At 62.4% G+C, this 17247-nt stretch carries 14 protein-coding genes; 8 read left to right on the forward strand and 6 right to left on the reverse strand.

What is annotated here, in order from left to right; translation table 11 throughout:
- Window positions 1-2560 precede the first annotated feature (2560 nt).
- Window positions 2561-2998, reverse strand: a complete 438-nt coding sequence (locus AC0L3J_RS23830) for a hypothetical protein (RefSeq protein ID WP_473282283.1) — start codon at window positions 2996-2998, stop codon at window positions 2561-2563.
- Window positions 2999-3855: 857 nt separating this feature from the next.
- Here AC0L3J_RS23830 and AC0L3J_RS23835 point away from each other — a divergent pair.
- A complete protein-coding gene (locus AC0L3J_RS23835) occupies window positions 3856-4338 on the forward strand; it encodes a hypothetical protein (RefSeq protein ID WP_473348472.1) in 483 nt (160 codons plus the stop codon).
- Between the two features lie 716 nt (window positions 4339-5054).
- On the opposite strand, the gene AC0L3J_RS23840 is transcribed toward AC0L3J_RS23835, so the two are convergent.
- The gene (locus AC0L3J_RS23840) at window positions 5055-5333 is read right to left on the reverse strand and encodes a PilZ domain-containing protein (protein ID WP_027516149.1); all 279 of its coding nucleotides are present in this window, start codon (window positions 5331-5333) and stop codon (window positions 5055-5057) included.
- A 138-nt stretch (window positions 5334-5471) separates the two neighbouring features.
- Between AC0L3J_RS23840 and AC0L3J_RS23845 the strand changes: the two genes are divergently transcribed.
- The 3 genes from AC0L3J_RS23845 (at window position 5472) to AC0L3J_RS23855 (ending at window position 8721) form a co-directional block, all read left to right on the forward strand.
- Window positions 5472-5693 (forward strand): hypothetical protein, encoded by a 222-nt coding sequence (locus AC0L3J_RS23845; RefSeq protein ID WP_473348473.1) that lies wholly within the window; start codon window positions 5472-5474, stop codon window positions 5691-5693.
- Window positions 5694-5880: 187 nt separating this feature from the next.
- Window positions 5881-6552, forward strand: a complete 672-nt coding sequence (locus AC0L3J_RS23850) for a hypothetical protein (RefSeq protein WP_473348474.1) — start codon at window positions 5881-5883, stop codon at window positions 6550-6552.
- A gap of 18 nt (window positions 6553-6570) precedes the next feature.
- Window positions 6571-8721, forward strand: a complete 2151-nt coding sequence (locus AC0L3J_RS23855) for a CHASE2 domain-containing protein (RefSeq protein WP_473348475.1) — start codon at window positions 6571-6573, stop codon at window positions 8719-8721.
- Between the two features lie 35 nt (window positions 8722-8756).
- Here AC0L3J_RS23855 and pobA read toward each other — a convergent pair whose 3' ends face one another.
- Window positions 8757-9929, reverse strand: a complete 1173-nt coding sequence (gene pobA, locus AC0L3J_RS23860; RefSeq protein ID WP_473348476.1) for a 4-hydroxybenzoate 3-monooxygenase — start codon at window positions 9927-9929, stop codon at window positions 8757-8759.
- Window positions 9930-9977: 48 nt separating this feature from the next.
- Here pobA and AC0L3J_RS23865 point away from each other — a divergent pair, with 48 nt between their 5' ends.
- Complete coding sequence (locus AC0L3J_RS23865; RefSeq protein ID WP_473348477.1) at window positions 9978-10883, forward strand: helix-turn-helix domain-containing protein; 906 nt, start codon at window positions 9978-9980, stop codon at window positions 10881-10883.
- A 5-nt stretch (window positions 10884-10888) separates the two neighbouring features.
- On the opposite strand, the gene pcaG is transcribed toward AC0L3J_RS23865, so the two are convergent.
- Window positions 10889-11515 carry a protocatechuate 3,4-dioxygenase subunit alpha gene (gene pcaG / locus AC0L3J_RS23870; RefSeq protein WP_473348478.1) on the reverse strand — a complete coding sequence of 209 codons (627 nt, stop codon included), beginning with the start codon at window positions 11513-11515 and terminating at the stop codon, window positions 10889-10891.
- A 4-nt stretch (window positions 11516-11519) separates the two neighbouring features.
- Window positions 11520-12308, reverse strand: a complete 789-nt coding sequence (gene pcaH, locus AC0L3J_RS23875) for a protocatechuate 3,4-dioxygenase subunit beta (protein ID WP_473348479.1) — start codon at window positions 12306-12308, stop codon at window positions 11520-11522.
- A gap of 94 nt (window positions 12309-12402) precedes the next feature.
- Between pcaH and AC0L3J_RS23880 the strand changes: the two genes are divergently transcribed.
- The 3 genes from AC0L3J_RS23880 to AC0L3J_RS23890 all read left to right on the forward strand — a co-directional run bounded on the left by AC0L3J_RS23880 (window position 12403) and on the right by AC0L3J_RS23890 (window position 16256).
- The gene (locus AC0L3J_RS23880) at window positions 12403-13347 is read left to right on the forward strand and encodes a LysR family transcriptional regulator (protein WP_473348480.1); all 945 of its coding nucleotides are present in this window, start codon (window positions 12403-12405) and stop codon (window positions 13345-13347) included.
- Between the two features lie 51 nt (window positions 13348-13398).
- Entirely contained in the window at window positions 13399-14703 is a 1305-nt protein-coding gene (gene pncB / locus AC0L3J_RS23885; RefSeq protein WP_473348481.1) for a nicotinate phosphoribosyltransferase, read from the forward strand.
- Between the two features lie 245 nt (window positions 14704-14948).
- Window positions 14949-16256, forward strand: coding sequence for a GGDEF domain-containing protein (locus AC0L3J_RS23890; protein ID WP_473348482.1), 1308 nt, complete (start codon window positions 14949-14951; stop codon window positions 16254-16256).
- Window positions 16257-16270: 14 nt separating this feature from the next.
- Here the strand turns inward: AC0L3J_RS23890 and AC0L3J_RS23895 are convergent, their stop codons facing one another.
- The gene (locus tag AC0L3J_RS23895) at window positions 16271-16891 is read right to left on the reverse strand and encodes a TetR/AcrR family transcriptional regulator (RefSeq protein ID WP_473348576.1); all 621 of its coding nucleotides are present in this window, start codon (window positions 16889-16891) and stop codon (window positions 16271-16273) included.
- Window positions 16892-17247 lie beyond the last annotated feature (356 nt).

Consider the following 17247-nt stretch of genomic DNA (forward strand, 5'->3'; position numbering starts at 1 on the left):
GCCTGGAGGTCCGCACCTGGTCCGGAGCACGGGAGCCGAGCGCTTCGGCGCCGCCGCCGATAGCGGAGCCTTGTAGCACGCCCTTATGCGAGACGAAATAGAAGTCGGCGAGTGTGTCAGCTGCCGAGCAGCCATCGTCCCGCGGTGGTTTGAGGTAAGTCATGTGCTCCTCCGCCAGCCGCAGGCGGCAAACCATCATGAAGTCTCTTTTGAGATTGATGATTGAATGTGCGAATTACGTGTGTCGATCGCAGGCACGATCGCGAAGAGGCGTCCCGCCGGTGAGGTGCGGCGTATGCAAAGCCGGTGACAAAGGAAGTCGCGTCCACTAGCGAGAAGCGCGGACCTGTTCTCCAGTTTTGCACGAAGCATTTCGTAACCTCGGCGAAATCCCTGGAAACACAGGAGCAACGCGTGGCGCCGAGGTGCCCTACAGGCAGGCAGCGGCGTCCCGCAGCCGCTTATAACTGCTGCGTTGCCCCATCTGCCGCTTCTAATTGGCCTCCTCAGTACCACTTCGGAAACGTCGCGGTCACTACCATAGCGCGATCCCCGCACCTGCCAATTGAGCATGATGATGCTGGCTTTCTGCGGAGTTGGTTCAACGGCCGCTTGTCGCCGACATAGCTGAGCATCAGCTGTCAGCGCCGCCTGATATCAGCCCAGTCAGCAGCAGAGAGGCCTTTGAGCGGTCTTTTTGTTTGTCGGAGCGTCAACTTGGCCTTGAAATGACCGGCTCCGACCCATGCGAAATGTGCCTGTAGGTGGTGATCGAAGCCAGGATCAGAACGAAGCAAAAAACGCCAACAAATGCAGAAAGCAAAATACGGCTGTCCATAATCGACTCCGAATACCTGATTACGGGGCGCCAGCCTCGGGAAGTCAAGCTCTGCGGCCCAAACGCATGCGCGCCAGCTACAGTGAGGCCGGCGCCGTCCGCGCACTTTTGGGGCGGCCAATACGCGCCCGGGCGCAGGGCCCAAGAGGATACTGGGGAGCATGGAGGAACGCTTCCAGCCAGCAAGACGTTAGGGAAAACTTGGCATAGGACGGATTGTGGTCGATCTGAGTTTGGTAGTCGCGATCGCGCTCGGCGCATTTCTTGCCGGTGGCCTGTGCGGCTACGGCGTGCGCGCTGCCGTGTCGGCACGCCGGCGGGCAAAATTCATGCGAAGGCGATTGTAACGCGAAAGCTTTCTGAGCAGCCGGGCCGCCCATCAAGGCTTACAGCTGGAGGGCTGATCGAAAGATGCAATGTCCGACAAAGCGCGCCAGATCACGTACATCGCAGCCATAACGCTCAGCACCTTGGGTTGGCTGATCTTTCTCTATGAGCTCGCGGACTATCTGCTCGAAGGATAATCATGGACGCTCGCACCCTGCAGCTCGAAGACAGGCTCATCCTTTGCCAGCGGTTGGCCGCCTATTGGTTGGGGGTCTCGGCGGCGCCGCCGCGAGCATGAAATTTGGTCGCCAGCGTACGGCCTGCCGATCTTTTGTCGGAGCGGGCTGACGCAGTTGCCGCCATCTACAGGGGAGTCGCCGCCCAGTCGCGTCGTCACCGGATGCGCCACCCGCTCAACGGCTTCGCAGAAGAGCGAGCGCGATTCTGGTGTGGCGGGCATCTTCCGGTGGAAACCCGATGGAGATCGCGCGGGAGTCTGGAATTTGGCGGTGATGCTGATTGAAAACCCGGGGTGAGCTTTGCCGGTGTGCAATGTCCTGCAGTATTGTCTTACGGTCCAGTTTCGATCATCGGGAGGCTTCGTGCCATTGAGGATCAGCCATGAATGTTTCTTAAAGGGATTCAAGGCATTCTTGGACGGCATGGACCGCGATGATGTATCGACCTGGTTGGTGCCTGCTCTCAGGCGAAGTTACGCGCGTCTAGCAGCATGGATGACGCGCGGAAACCGCGCGCCTGAGCCAGGCCGCTTGCCAGCGCCGCCACGCACGGAGCGGCCCTCCCGATCTCCGGACCCGTCGCGCCGACCGGCGCCGCCGCGCATTTAGAACGTTGCAGGGCTTTGCGGATGACCAATAATCGCTCCTTAACGCGTCCGTGGTTGCCGAACGAAGAGGGGAGACTGCTCGCGCTGTTCGGCGAGGGCGCCACAGCTGACGAGATCGGAGAAGAGCTGGGCCGCACGCGTCAGGCGGTCTACGCTCGCTTGCAGCGCTTTCGAAAGCAGCGGGGGCGAGCGAGCAGGACGAGCGGGGAGTTCTTTGCTCAGCTGCCGGAGTAATCGCGTGCGGCTGTCGATTTCTGGAAACATCATCAGACCGGAGGCAGGCCAGCTTGTCGAGCGGTCGGTTCTCCGGCAGAGCAGAACGTCCAGGGATGCCGTCTTTGGCTGCCATTCTAACCTAGCGATCCTGAAGCCAGGCCAGATTGAAGGTGGCAACTTTGTCGGTTGCGTTGCCGGGTCGCAACCTGATCCTGCCGGAGGACTGCCTGTGACCACTGCAAAGCCGCCGGCCCGCTACGGCGCTACTCGAGGGCGCCCGTCCGAGCGGCTTTGCTTTACCTACCGACTCGCACCCGGGAGACGCCCCCCAATCACCCGGGCGCGAATGGCGCCCGCGCCCGCGACCGCGACCGGCTGTCGAGCCCCTTGGGCAATTTATCGGGATTGAGCTTGACGACCGCGCTCTTGGCATCGGCTGGCAGTGCTCCTTCCTGACTATAGATCAGCGTGCACTCGAACCGAACCTCTGGCACCTCTCGCGCTGTGCCCGAGCAAGTAGCCATCGCGCCGCTGCATTTGCCCGTCAGGTTGACCTCGACCTCATCGGGACCAAATACGCTCGGGTTGCCCTCGGTATGACGTTTAACGGTCAGGACGGCCGTGAAACCCTGCTCATGGACCTGATAGGAGCCGCCATAGGTGAAGAAGCTGTCACGGCCGGAGATCCGCCCGTCGACAAGGTCCACAAGGCCCGTGCCCTGGCCACGCGGAGTCCTGAACCAGGCCGCATATTTGCCGTCGCTCAGCATGAAAAACATCCGTCATAGTATTCAGACGTATTTGCAATCAACTCCAGGGCGTGACAATGACCCATACGCCGCGTATTGCGGCACGGTTAACGGACTGCAAAGCTGATTGCTCAATTGCCGGTGCCGCATGCGCAACGCAGGCGACAAACTCAGAACAATTCTATGCCGTCGTCGGCGGTCTCGACCCGGCGCACAGCGGCAATCGACATCAGCCCCGGCGCTTGAAGGAATTCCGGAAAACCGCAGCGCGCGCTCCGCTGCATTGTTTGAACCACCCGGACCTGGGTACTGCAAGGTACGGCATCCCCGAACCTTCCACCGCCGTGTGGGCGCGTGCCCTTCAGCGGGGTTGATTAACGACGAACGTAGGTCACGAGCGCCCTATAGTCTGCAGTTGATCATCGAGGGCGGACAGGGCCACAAGCGGAAGTTGGGGCGACGCGTCGTGCCTGTTGCCGGTGGACGACGGCTCGCCAACTTTCGGCTGTGTGGACGACCAGAAGTCGGCATGAAAACGAACTTCGCCGAAATCAGAAGACGGGAGGTAGCGCGCGCTTGCATGGTTCTTCGCCAGGCTGCCTCTTCATTATTCAAAGCGCGAGCGAGTTTGATGCTATTTTGAGCGCCCTCTACGTTGCCTTCGTGATCAGGGAACCTAACATGGTCCTCGGTGCATCACACTTCTGGAGATTTTATGAAATACATTTCCATTATCACAGCCGCTGCGCTGGCAGCCGCAATCGCCACGCCTGCGCTTGCAGGGAGTGCGACGCAGAGCCCCGAGTGGCTCACGAGGCAGAAGGTTTGCAAGAAGGAGGCTTCTACGCAGGGGCTCCATCTGTCGAAGAAGCGGGCGTATGTCAAAGAATGCATGGCTAAAGGTTAGCATTGACCAGCATCGCATCAACAACCCCGCTTCGGCGGGGTACTTTTGTTCGCTTTTGCTGCCACTATTCTCGCCCGCCTTCATGACCTTCTTTCGCGAATCGCCAAGCTTTGTGCAAATGGCAACCTATTGCGCCGGTGGCACAGCGGGCACCGCGCTCTCCCCTTGGGATAGTCAGAAAGCAAACTGGAATCGTCCAAAAGTGATCAGCAAGCAGGCCAGTTTTGGCCGGTGGCAGAAGGGCTTCAAGTCCGCTAAGCGGCAGCTTCGATCTCGAGAGTGGCGCAACGTGAGCGGCGGCAAGGCTAATCAGGCGCACTCGCCGGGTCGACGGCAGAGATCTGCAGTCCCGCCGGCACTTGCCTCTTTAGTTCTGATTTTACGGAACCTTAATAGGTCATTTCTAATGTCGAGAGCCAGCAACTCGTCGCGGCAGCGACTTCGTTTCCGCTAGTTATCGTCTAGACCTGCTCGGTTGGCAGTCTCTTCGTGGGAGAGACCGTTATGCTCAAAGCATGCATGATTGCTACTTTCGCGCTACTTTTTTTGGCGTTATGCGATCATCAAGTATCAAACGGGAAATATATCGATGCGGTTCTCGTCATGGCAAAGCAGATAACGCGTTCGTTCGGCGTCTGACACAGCGAGACGGGCTGCGCGCGTCAACGGCTTCCTCGTGCCGACGCCTCCAGCCGGGTACGGTGACCTTGGGGAGCCCCGACCAGTCGTCCCTCCCATGCCGAAAGCCGTTCTCGGAGCGCCCGCGTCCTGCAACAAACGGCTGGGCTTTGCTAGCGCAACAGAGACGCTCAACCGCGTTCAAGCTCTTCGAGAGGGAATGGTTTTTCAGGCACCCGTCGGCACCGTATCCGCTAGCAAACGCAAACGGAATGCCCGTCCCTTTCAGCAATTCTGGGATCGGTTCAGAACTATGTGTTTCCAGCAGTATATCGAGAATGGCTGCATCGATGCCCGATGCAGATGTAAACAAGAGCCCGCTTTGCAATCTTTAGCTTCACCAGCGACGCTATGACCGAGCTCCGCCAGCATGTCCGCAATCATCATGCGGATAAGCGATCAATCCTCAACCAGAAGCACAATGCCACAACCGACCCCTAATGAGCATTGTACCTGAAATGCTTCAGCCGTGGGAGAAAGTCAGATTTCCGTCTACGACAAAACTGTCTCCTCGGACACAAAAGCGATCCCGATGCCTTTGGCCGAGCGCCACACGGCTCGGCACGGCCGCTGCAATTCCGCCGTCGGAATGCTTAAACTGAACTCGTGCGGAATACCAATTTGACCTGGTACCTCCAAGAGGGCTCCGACGTCCGAGAGGTCACGCACCACGCAACTGAAGGCGCCTCCGGGAAATTGGATCATTGCGGCTTTGAAGACGCGCCGTCGGCGTACTTTGCGCTTTTCCATGACCGCGAGATTACGACGCATAAATGAGAAATTGTTGAAACTTATTGCGGAAAGTCCTGCTCCAATTCTGGCCGTCACTCAAGGGGGCGGTAACCACGAGCGGCATCGGTCGTCGCCGTCTTCGACGGCTTGACGACACGACGACCGTATAAAGAGCCGATGCCGCTGAACGTGGCGCGAGACTATCTGGTCGAAAACCAGGGCCGGCAGTTCGACCCGGCCTGTGTCGAGGCCTTCCTGTCGCGCTGGGAGGAAGTGGTCGAGATCGCCGCCGGTCAGCAGGCGACGCCGTATCAGAAGACCGAGGCCACGCTCGCGCCCATTATAGATATAGAGAGTGCAGCGGAGGGCCACCCGGTCGAGGCCGTCCCAGCCGAATGACATGATCCATCCGGCCAACAGCTTGCCGGCGCACTGTTTTCTCCGGTCGCCGGTTTGAACCTCTTCCTGATAGAGTGCACCAATATCTGAGAGTGATTCCGGTCACACTTGCCTGGGCGTTTCGCTGCTAAGCATCGGCCCTGGACGGGGACCGGGCAAATATCGGTCGAACTGGATGAGAATTCCCATGAAAAGCCTGATCGGCGCTGTTGTCGGCGCGTGCTGCCTTGCTGCCCCCGCTTTGGCAGAGACCCCGGCCGCCATCGTCGAGGACGTGCAAGGCAAGGTCGACGGTGTCGCGTTCATGGATTATGTGGCGCCGGGCAAGATCATCAAGCTGGGCCCCAAGGCAACCATTACGCTCAGCTATCTCAAATCGTGCCAGCGCGAGACCATCAGCGAAGGCGTCGTCATGGTCGGCACCGAGCAGAGCACCGTGCAACTCGGCGAGGTCAAGCGGGAAAAGGTGCCCTGCGATACCAACGCGGGAAAACTGTCGGAGCGCGAGGCGAACCAGAGTGCCGCGACCACCTTCCGCACCATGCGGTCGGACGCCAAGGGCAGCGCTCCGGCCAAGCTGCCGACGCTCTACGGCATCGCGCCGTTGGTGCAGGCCAAGAGCGGCAGCACCCTGGTGATCGAACGCACCGATGGCAAGGAGCCCACCATCAGCGTTCCCCTCAAGAGCGAGACGATGGTCGGCGGCAAGTTCTATGACTTCGCCAAGGCCGGGAAGTCGCTGACGCCGGGCGGCAGCTATCTCGCCATCCTCGGCACCAAGCGTTACGCCTTCCAGGTCGATCCCAGCGCCACGTCGTCGCCGACGCCGATCGTCGGGCGCCTGCTGCGGCTCGAATAGGCAGCTAGCGACGGGGCGATGCGGCAGATCGGCAGACGGGACATCGTTGCAGCGATCCTGATTGCGCTTCTTGCAGGCGCCATCGTGACGTCTCCGCCGTTGCAGACACTGCAGGGCCTGTCACTCGACATCCTCACGGCACTGCGCGGTAAGCTCGTCGGCGACCACCGCGATCCCGCGACATCACCCGTCGTCGTCGTGGCCATCGACGGCGAGACCTACGACACTCCGCCGTTCAAGGGATCGCCAACGCAGACCTGGACGCGCGAGATCGGCCGGGTTCTCGGCAGCATCGACGACGGCGGCGCCAAGGTCATCGGCTTCGACGTCATCTTTCCAAGCTCGATCGAGCAGTCGGAGATTCCCTTCGGCGACGCCTCGCTGGGCAGCCGCATGAGAGGCTTCGATCGGGACTATCTCATCGCCCTACGGAAGCTTTCCGACAGCGGCAAGCTGGTGCTCGGCGAGATCTTGAGCAACGACCATCAGGAAAGGCCCGACCGCGCGCAGCAATTGGCGGTGAGAAACAATATCCGCGCCCTCAACGTCCATACCGACACCGACGACGTGATCCGGCGGATGCCGCTGAGCTTCTCGATCGACGGCAAGCCGGTCCCCGCGATGGCGGTCGAGCTCGCCGCGCGCGCGCTCGCTGTAAAGCCCGAGATTGCACCGTCCGGAACGACCGAATTGTCCGGTTATGCAATTCCGAGTGCGGTACCGAATACACTGGCGCTCAATTTTCGAGGACTGGGCCGCGACATTCCGACTTTCTCCTTCGCCGATCTGCGAGCCTGCGTCGAAAAAGGCGACCGCGATTTTTTCCGCCGCGTCTTCGACGGCAAAGTCGTGCTGCTCGGCACCGCCCTGAATTTCGATGATCGCAAGCTCACCTCGATGCGACTGTCCGACGGATATGACGGAACGCCGGGTCCACGATGCGCCCTACCCGTCTCGGCGAACACCGCGCAAAAGGCCCGCAGCGACATCGCCGGGGTCTTCGTGCATGCCACCGCGGTCCGGAACTTGATCGAGCGCGATGCCGTGAGCGAACTCGGCTTTCCGGCACGGACCATTGTCACGATCGCGCTCGCGGCAATCATCGCCTGCGCGGCCTGCATGTTCGCGCCCGGCGGCGCGATGATCGCCTGGTTCGTCCTCACCGCCGTTTACGCCGCCGTGGCCGTCGGTGCATTCGTCTATGCCTTGGCGCTGCCGCTGACGGAGCCGGCACTCGCAAGCCTTGCCGCGCTCGCGATGATGATCGGCTACCGTTTCGTGCTGGCCGATCGTGACGAGCGTTTCCTGCGCAAGAGCTTTGCGTTCTATCTCGCCCCCGAAGTGATCGACACCATGGTTGCCTCCGGCAAGATGCCTGCGCTCGGCGGCGAAATGCGCAACGTCACCATGTTCTTCTCCGACCTGAGCGGCTTCTCCTCCATCGCCGAGACGATGACGCCGGGCGAGCTGGTGACGCTGATGAACGAATATCTGTCGGCCATGACCGACATCATCGAGAGCCATGGCGGCTATGTCGACAAATATATCGGCGATTCCATCGTCGCCATGTTCGGTGCGCCCGCCGACGATCCCGCGCATGCGCGCCACGCGGTCCATGCCGCGCTGAAGTGTCACGCAAAGCTGGCAGAGCTCAACGCCGGCAGCGCCGCTTTCGCCGGCCGCGGCCTGTCGCACCGCATCGGGCTCAACAGCGGCGAGGCCGTGGTCGGCAATATCGGCTCCCGCCGCCGCTTCAACTACACCGTGATGAGCGACACCGTGAACGTCGCTTCGCGGCTCGAAGGCGCCAACAAATACTACGGCACCGCAATCATGGCCTCGGAATCGACGATGGCGCAAACCGGCGACGGCTTCGCCTGGCGGGAACTCGATGCGATCCGGGTGCTGGGGCGCGGCGAGGCGATCAGGGTATTCGAGCCGCTCGCGGACAAAGGCGCGGAGAGCGCCGGGCAGAAACAGGTGGCCACGGCTTACGCGGAAGGGCTGGCCTGCTGGCGGGCAAGGGAATTTGCGAAGGCCGCTGATGCGTTCGGGCGAACGGCGGAAATGGATCCGGCGTCAGCGCTTTTTGGCAAGCGCGCGACTGCGCTCGCTACAAATCCACCGGGGTCGGATTGGACTCCGGTGAACATCCTAGAAGGAAAGTAGTGCAGCGTAGCACCGCTTTTCGGGTTCACTCCACGCTAGAACGGCAGCCCCACATAATTTTCCGCGAGCAGGCGCTGGGCCGTTTCGGACGAAAGGAGATACTCCAGTTCAGTCTGCTGGAGCCGGTCCTCGTATTCGAGCCGGTCGGGGAAGCGATGCAGCAGCATCGTCATCCACCACGAGAAGCGTTGCGCCTTCCAGATCCGCGCCAGCGCCTTGGCGGAGTAGCCCTGGAGCCCGGAATCATCGTCGTTCTGATAGTGCGCGAGCATGGCGTGGTAGAGATAATAGATGTCTGAGCCGGCGCTGTTCAACCCGCGCGCGCCGGTCGGCGGCACGATGTGGGCGGCATCGCCGGCGAGAAACAGGCGGCCGTAGCTCATCGGCTCGGCGACGAAGCTGCGCAAGGGCGCGATGCTCTTCTCGATGGACGGTCCCGTAATCAGGCGGCCGCCGACCTCGTCCGGCAAACGACGCTTCAGCTCGGCCCAGAACGCATCGTCGCTCCAGTCCTCCACCTTGTCGGTGAGCGGCACCTGGACGTAGTAGCGGCTCAGCACTTGCGACCGCAAGGAACACAGCGCGAAGCCGCGCTCGTGCTTCACATAGATCAGCTCCGGCGACACCGGTTTCGTGCGCGACAGCACGCCGAGCCAGCCGAACGGGTAGATCTTTTCGTATTCCCGCAGCACGTCCTTCGGGATCGACTTGCGGCTGACGCCGTGAAAGCCGTCGGCGCCGACGATATAGTCGCAATCGACTCGAACGGTCTCGCCATTCGAACGATAGGTCACGTAAGGCCGGTCGGAGGTCAGGTCATGCGGCGTCACGTCCTCGGCGTTGTGCACGACGTTGCCGCCGAGGCGGTCGCGCGCCTCGTAGAGGTCGCGCGTCAGCTCGGTCTGGCCGTAGACCAGCACCGAATTGCCGCCGGAATGCTTGTAAAGGTCGATCTGAGAGAGCACGCCGTCATGGGCGATCTCGAATCCCTTGTGGATCTCGCCCTCGCGGTCCATCCGCTCGCCGCACTGAGCCTCGCGCATCAGCCTGGCGAAGCCGTGCTCGAGCACGCCGGCCCGGATCCGGGCAAGCACGTGGTCGCGGCTGGATTTTTCCAGCACGACCGTGTCGATGCCCTTGAGGTGCAGGAGCTGGGACAACAGCAGCCCGGACGGCCCGCCGCCGATGATACAGACCTGAACTTTCATTTTTGCGTCCTCCTCTGCACTTTCTTGCAGATTCAGCGCCGCTGACCGATGGAGGCTTTCGTCTTTGTCTTGTACTATTCGAACATGAGACGCGCAGCCCCCGCCCCGGCAATCCGGGTCTACAATCTGTTCGGCGAGTCCGGCGATCTGCCCGATGTCGTGCATTGCGAGACGATTGCCTCGCGCTCGGTGCTGCACGACTGGACGCTGGCCGTGCACCGCCATGCCCGACTGCACCAGGTGCTGCTGATCGAGCGCGGCGGCGGCGAAGCCACGCTCGACGGGCGCGTGGTGCAGCTGAAGCCGATGCAAATCGTCAACGTGCCTGTCGGCCACGTCCACGGCTTCCGTTTCGTGCCTGATACCCAGGGCTGGGTTCTGACCATTGCCGCGGAAATATTGGACGAAGCGCTGCTCGCCTCCGAAGGACTGCGAGGTGCCTTGTCGCGTTCGGCCGTGATACGCGGCACGCCGCAGATCCGGATCACCATGAAGCAGATCTTTGCCGAACACGCCGCACGCGATTTCGGCCGGGCGCACGTGCTGCGTGCACTGTCGGCGGCCATGATCGGGCTGGTGGCCCGCGCGCTCACCGGCGAGGGCGGTGGCAACGGCACGGCTGAAAGCGGACTATTCCGCCGCTTCGAGGCGCTGCTGGAACAGCATCATCTGGAACGCTGGAGCGTTGCGGACTATGCGGGTGCGCTGTCGATCACGACGACCCATCTCAACCGGGTGACGCGGACGGCAACCGGCGACACCGCCTCGCACCTGATCCTCAACCGGCTGATCCGCGAGGCGCGGCGCAACCTCGTCTACACCAATTTGCCGGTCTCGACGATCGCCTATGCGCTGGGCTTCGAGGACCCCGCCTATTTCAGCCGGGTCTACGCCGCCGCCACGGGCGTGTCGCCGCGCGCCTTTCGCGCGCAGCTCCACGGCGAGGAGACCTGAGACGATCACACGTCGAAGAACACCGTCTCTTCCGGCCCCTGCAAATTGATCGTGAAGGAATACACGATCTTGCCAGCGCGTTCGCTGCGCTTTGCGATCAGCGTCGAGCGCCGGACCGGATGCTCGATCAGGTTGAGCACGGGGTCGGCGGCGTTGGCGACCTCTTCGTCCGAAAAATAGAGACGCGTGTTGAGACCGATGTTGATACCGCGCGCGACGATCCAGACATTGATGTGCGGAGCGCCTTTGCAGCCGGTCTTGTCGATGATTGCGCCCGGCTTGATGGTCTCGAAGGTGACGAGACCGCTCTCGAAGTCGGAGCCGGCGCGGCCCCAGCCACGAAATTCCTCGTCGAGCGCGCCGGTCGACCGGTCGGCCGGATGGCTATAGCGGCCGGCCGCGTTGGCCTGCCAGATCTCCAGCAGCACGTCGCGAAGCGGCGTGCCGCTGCCGTCGATCACCTTGCCCTCCAGCGTGATGCGTTCGCCTTGCGTGTTCGGCGTCACCAGCACGTTGGAGAAATTCTTCTCGAAAATGTCGAAGCCGGCCATGGCCGGGATCAACCCGATATGGACGTAGGGCCCGGCCGTCTGCGAGGCGGTTTCCTTGAGGTAGTTGAGCGGCTGCGGCATGGACCTAGTTCCCTGCGGTGCGGTTTTCAAAGTAGGTGGAGCGCTGGCCGCGCAAGGCGATGTCGAAGCGGTAGGCGAGCGAGTCGAACGGTGTGGATGCGTTGAGGTCGAGCGGCGCGACGAGACGCTCCAGCGCATCCTTGTCCGGGATCGTCGTCAGGATCGGGCAGACCGGGATCAGGGGATCGCCGTCAAAGTACATCTGGGTGATCAGACGTTGTGCGAAGCCCGAGCCGAACACCGAGAAGTGGATGTGAGCGGGACGCCAGCTGTTGACGTAGTTACGCCAGGGATAGGGTCCCGGCTTCACGGTACGAAAATAATAGTAGCCCGTGTCGTCGGTCAGCGCGCGGCCGCAACCGCCGAAATTCGGATCGATCGGCGCCAGATACGTGTCCTTCTTGTGCCGGTACCGGCCGCCGGCATTGGCTTGCCAGAACTCGACCAGCGTGTTCGGCACGCCGCGGCCGGTCTCGTCCAGCACGCGGCCGTGGACGATGATGCGCTCGCCGACGGGATCGCCGTCCTTGGCGTAGTTGCGGATCAAATCATTGTCGAGCGCGCCGAGGTCGTTGTGACCGAACACCGGGCCCGTAATCTCCGAGACCGAGTTCTCAAGCGACAGCAGCGCCTGGCGCGGCGAACGCAGCACCGAGGATTTGTAGCCCGGCGCGTGCGCGGGCGGATGCATGGAACGGTCGCGCTGGAAGAAACCGCCGTCACCGAGCGGCGGCGCGAACGGCTCGGGGTGGTTGAGGCGGGGATCCCGCAAGGCTGGCGCCTGGGCATGCATCGGCGTTGTCTCTCCCTCTGGCGCCCCGTTTGGGCGCACGATTTATCGGGAGATGATGGCGCGGGCTATTCTCAAGACAAATAGATCAATTATAATGAATTCCATGAACAAAATCGATCATTTGGCGCTTGATGGCCACGCGCTGGAGCTGTTCCTGGCGGTGCTGGAAGAAGGATCGGTGACGGCCGCCGCAACGCGGCTCGGCCTGACGCAATCCGCGGTCAGCCACGCCCTCAACAAGCTGCGGCGGATCGTCGGCGATCCGCTGTTTGCCAAATCCGGCCGCGGCATTGTGGCCACGGCGCACGCCCAGGCGCTCGCGGCAAAGGCGCGAGCGCTGATCGACGAGATGCGGAGCTTTGCCGGCGGCGTCACGTTCGAGCCGGCGAGTGCGCAGCTTTCGCTGACAATCGCCGCGAACGACTTCCAGCGCGACCTGCTGCTGCCGCGGTTCTTCGATCATGTCGCCGCGCAAGTGACGAGCTTGAACCTGCGCGTGATCCCCTCGCAGTCGCCCTCGCCCGCGATGCTGCGCGAAAACCGCTGCGATCTGCTGATCACGCCGCTGCCGCCATCCGGCGTGGACATCGTGCAGAAGCGCCTGCTGCAAGACCATTACGTTTGTTACTACGACCCCCAAGCGCGTGCCGCGCCGGCTACGCGCGGCGCCTATCTCGCGGCGCGTCACATCACGGTGGTCTACACTGACAATGAGCGGCTCGACTTCGACCGCCGGCTTGCAGCCAACGGCTTCCACCGCGACATCGCGATCTCGGTGCCGAGCTTCTCCGGCGTGCCGTCCTTCCTGCGTGGCTCGCAGATGCTGGCGAGCATGCCGAGCCTGCTGGCGCCCGGCGTGATGCACGGCTTCGCGCAGGTGCGGATTCCGCTGGCCTCGCGCACGCGAACCCTGGCCGAGCTGCCGATGTACGTGGTTTGGCACCAGCGCTATCAGAAGGACCCGGCGCATCGCTGGATCAGAGGCCAGCTCGAGACCGTGGCGGCGACGGCCTCGCACCCCGCCCCCGCGAAAACCTGATCCCCGTCAAACCCACTGGTTGCGCCGGGGCCGCCACGCTAGAATTCCCCCATGACAGTGACCGACATTGCGAGCCGGACCTACAATCACAGCTGGCGGCTGGATCCCATCATCCGCAGCCTGCTTGATACGGACTTCTACAAGCTATTGATGTTGCAAATGATTCGGGAATCTTACCCGAATCAGCAGGTGACATTCTCGGTCATCAACCGATCGCGCCATGTCCGGCTCGCCGAGATCATCGACGAGGGCGAACTGCGCGCCCAGCTCGACCACGCCCGCACCATCCGCTTCACCAAGAAAGAGCTGATCTGGCTTGCCGGCAACACTTTCTACGGCAAGACCCACATGTTCTCGGCGGACTTCATCCGCTGGCTCGCCGAATTCCGGCTGCCCGAATACGAGCTGCGCAAGGTCGAAGGCCAGTACGAGCTGCACTTCCACGGGCCGTGGAGCCACACCACGATGTGGGAGATTCCTGCGCTCGCCATCCTCAACGAATTGCGCTCGCGGGCCGCGATGAAGGGCCGCGGCCGCTTCGAGCTCGACGTGCTCTATGCCCGCGCCAAGGCCAAGCTGTGGACCAAGGTGGAGCGGCTGCGCAAGCTGGATGGCTTGCGGCTGTCCGATTTCGGCACTCGTCGCCGCCATGGCTTCCTCTGGCAGCGCTGGTGCGTCGAGGCCGTGAAGGAGGGCCTGGGCCCGTCCTTCATCGGTACCTCCAACGTGCTGCTCGCGATGGACAATGATCTCGAAGCCATCGGCACCAACGCCCATGAGCTGCCGATGGTCGCGGCGGCGCTCGCCAAGGACGACGAGGAGTTGCGGTGGGCCCCCTATCGCATCCTCGACCAGTGGCGCCAGACCTATGGCGGCAACCTCCTGATCGCGCTGCCCGACGCTTTCGGCACCAAGGCATTCCTGCGCGATGCGCCGGAATGGGTCGCCGACTGGACCGGCTTCCGCCCCGACAGCGCGCCGCCGATCCAGGCCGGCGAGGAGATTATGAAATGGTGGGAGCAGAAGGGCCGCAATCCCAAGGACAAGCTGCTGGTGTTCTCCGACGCGATGGACGTGGGCTCGATCGAGGAGACCTACCACCACTTCACCGGCCGGGTGCGGCTCTCCTTCGGCTGGGGGACCAATCTCACCAATGATTTCGTCGGCTGCACACCCGACGGCTCGTTCAATCTCGATCCGATTTCGCTGGTCTGCAAGGTGTCGTCGGTCGACGGACATCCGGCCGTCAAGCTCTCCGACAATCCCGAGAAGGCGACCGGCCTGCCCTCGGAGATCGAGCGCTATTTGCGCGTGTTCGGCGACGCCGGCCGCGTGCGCAAGCCGGTGCTGGTCTAGCGCCAGAGCAATCTCTCTCCATCGGGTAAACCACCTGGGGCGAATGCGCGACATCGGCGCCGATGCCGCGTCAGTTCCGGTTCGGCGGCATTTGCAACGATCTGCCAGCATCCGCTTCACAATGCCTTCACCCTGCGACGCAGTCTCCCGGCATTTTCAAGTCGAGTTAAGCACCTTTCGCGCGTAATCCGCGTTATGAGCGGATCGCTCCGCTGGGGTCGTCGAGCGACTTGGGGAAACGCAAAGTGTTTCGCAGAACAGCGCCGTCAACGAAGGGACGCAGCTTCCTTCACGTCATCAAGCTGGTCTCGCCTTTCGTCACGGTCGTCCTGCTGCAGGCCGCGATTGCCGGATTCAGCCTGGAGGTGATGTCCTCGGTCCGCGCCTATGTCGCGGGCGAAGCCTTGTGGTCGCGCTCGCAGAAGAACGCCGTCTATTTCCTCAATCTCTATCTGCATTCGGGCGACGCCAGCCAGTTTGCGCAATATCAGACCTCGCTGGCCGTTCCCATCGGCGACGAGTTCGCGCGCTGGGCGCTCGAGCGCGATCCGGTCGACGTCGAGGCGGCCCGCATCGGCTTCCTGCAAGGCGGCAACCATCCCGATGACGTGCCGGGATTGATTTGGCTGTTTCGCTACTTCAAACAAGTCAGCTTTCTCAAGGAAGCGATCCGCGAGTGGGCTGCCACCGACCCCATGCTACTGGAGCTCAGCGTGTTCGGCGAGGTCATCCGGTCAGAGCTGAAGAACGGGCCGGTTCAGGACGGCAACCGCCTGCAATTGTTGTCGTCGCGGCTGTCGGAGCTCAACACCCAGTTCACGGTGCACGCCAACCGGTTCTCCACCGTTCTCGGCGAAGGCTCCCGCGCCATTAAGATGACGCTGACTGGCGTCAATATCGTCACAGCCATGACGCTGATCCTGCTCCTGATCTGGCACACGCGGCGATTGGTGCTGCAACGACAGGCGTTCGAGGATGCCCTGCATGCCGAGAAGGAGCGCCTGGCCTGGCAGGCATCGCACGATTGGCTGACCGGCCTGTCCAACCGTCGCGCCTTCGAGGCGCGCCTGCAAAGCGAGCTGGACGACATCGCGGCGGGTTCGCTGGGCCTGATCCTGCTCGATCTCGACCAGTTCAAGGACGTCAACGACAGCTGCGGTCACCTCGCCGGCGACCGCCTGCTCCGCCAGATCTCGCGCCTCCTGCAGCAGGAGCGGCGGCCGCATGACCTGGTGGCCCGGCTCGGCGGTGACGAATTCGGCCTAATCCTTCCGCAATGCACGCCGTACGACGCCGTCGATATCGCCGAACGGCTGCGCCGGGCGCTCGATCTATCCGTCTTCGCCTGGGACGATCGTTGCTTTGCCGTGACCGCCAGCATCGGCGTTGCCTGCATCACCGACGGCAACGCCACGCTCGAGGACGCGATGCGGCGCGCGGATGCCGCCTGCTATCGCGCCAAGGAGAACGGACGCAACCGTGTTCAGGTCGACAACGGGACGACGGACGTCATCGTCGTCACCTCTCGGCAACGCAAGTCCGCCAGCGCATAGCAGCGCTCAGCACTTTATCGCATGGGCAGAATCCCGAGGCCCGCGAGATGCGCATCCAGAAATTGTTCGACCTGCTGGCGCAGCATTTGCGGCGGTACGGCCACCATGCGCTCTTCGAGGCCGAGTGAGATGATCCCGTGCACGGCGGAAAACAGGGTGCGTGACAGCAGCGCGATCTGCACGTCGTCTGCATTCGGAAGCAGCCGCACCAGGGGCGCTTGCATCAGCGCGAAGGCGTCCATCACCATCTGAAGGATGTCATCGGGGTAAGGGCGGTCGTCCTCCATCCGATGTTCGAACAGCGAGCGCAGCAGATTGGCGTGCTCCGCGAAGAATTCGAGATAGGTCGCGGCCAGCCCGTAGAGCTGGCGAACCGGATCCTCGGCTGGGACCTGGCCCAGCCGCACCGTTAGCGCATTAACAGTCTCCCGATTCACAGTCAGGATCACGCCGTCGAAGTCACCGAACTCGTTATAGACGCTGCCAACCGAGCAGCCGGCGGCGTCCGCAACGTCCCGGACTTTCAACGCTTTCAATCCCTTAGTTGCAATAATGCCGCGAGCGATCTCCACGATCTGCTGCCGCCGGCGAGACTTTTTTCGATCTCGCAACGATTCGTCTTGAACATTGTTCATTTTCAGGATACTCACTTGAACAATGTTCAAGTTAACCCGGAGACCTGCAAAATGCAAACCCTCGCTGTTGATATCACCTCCACCTTCGTCGATGACGCCATAGCTCTCGTGACCGGATTTGGCCGCGCCCTCCTGCGGTTCGCGACGGGGCCGATCGATCGCATCGCAAATGCCTGCGACATCGCCGGCGTCCTGACCGAGCGCCGGGCGACCTTCCGGATGTGGCGGGCTAACCGCGGCCGTGCCCGTCATGAGGGCCGCCGCATTAGCCTGCTCGGCCGCCTCTCGCCCTTTCGCCGCCTAGCCCATCTCACCTGAGGCGAGCACGCCGCCTTGCCGGAGCGTGACAGAGCCGC

Source organism: Bradyrhizobium sp. Kon37 (assembly GCF_055807535.1).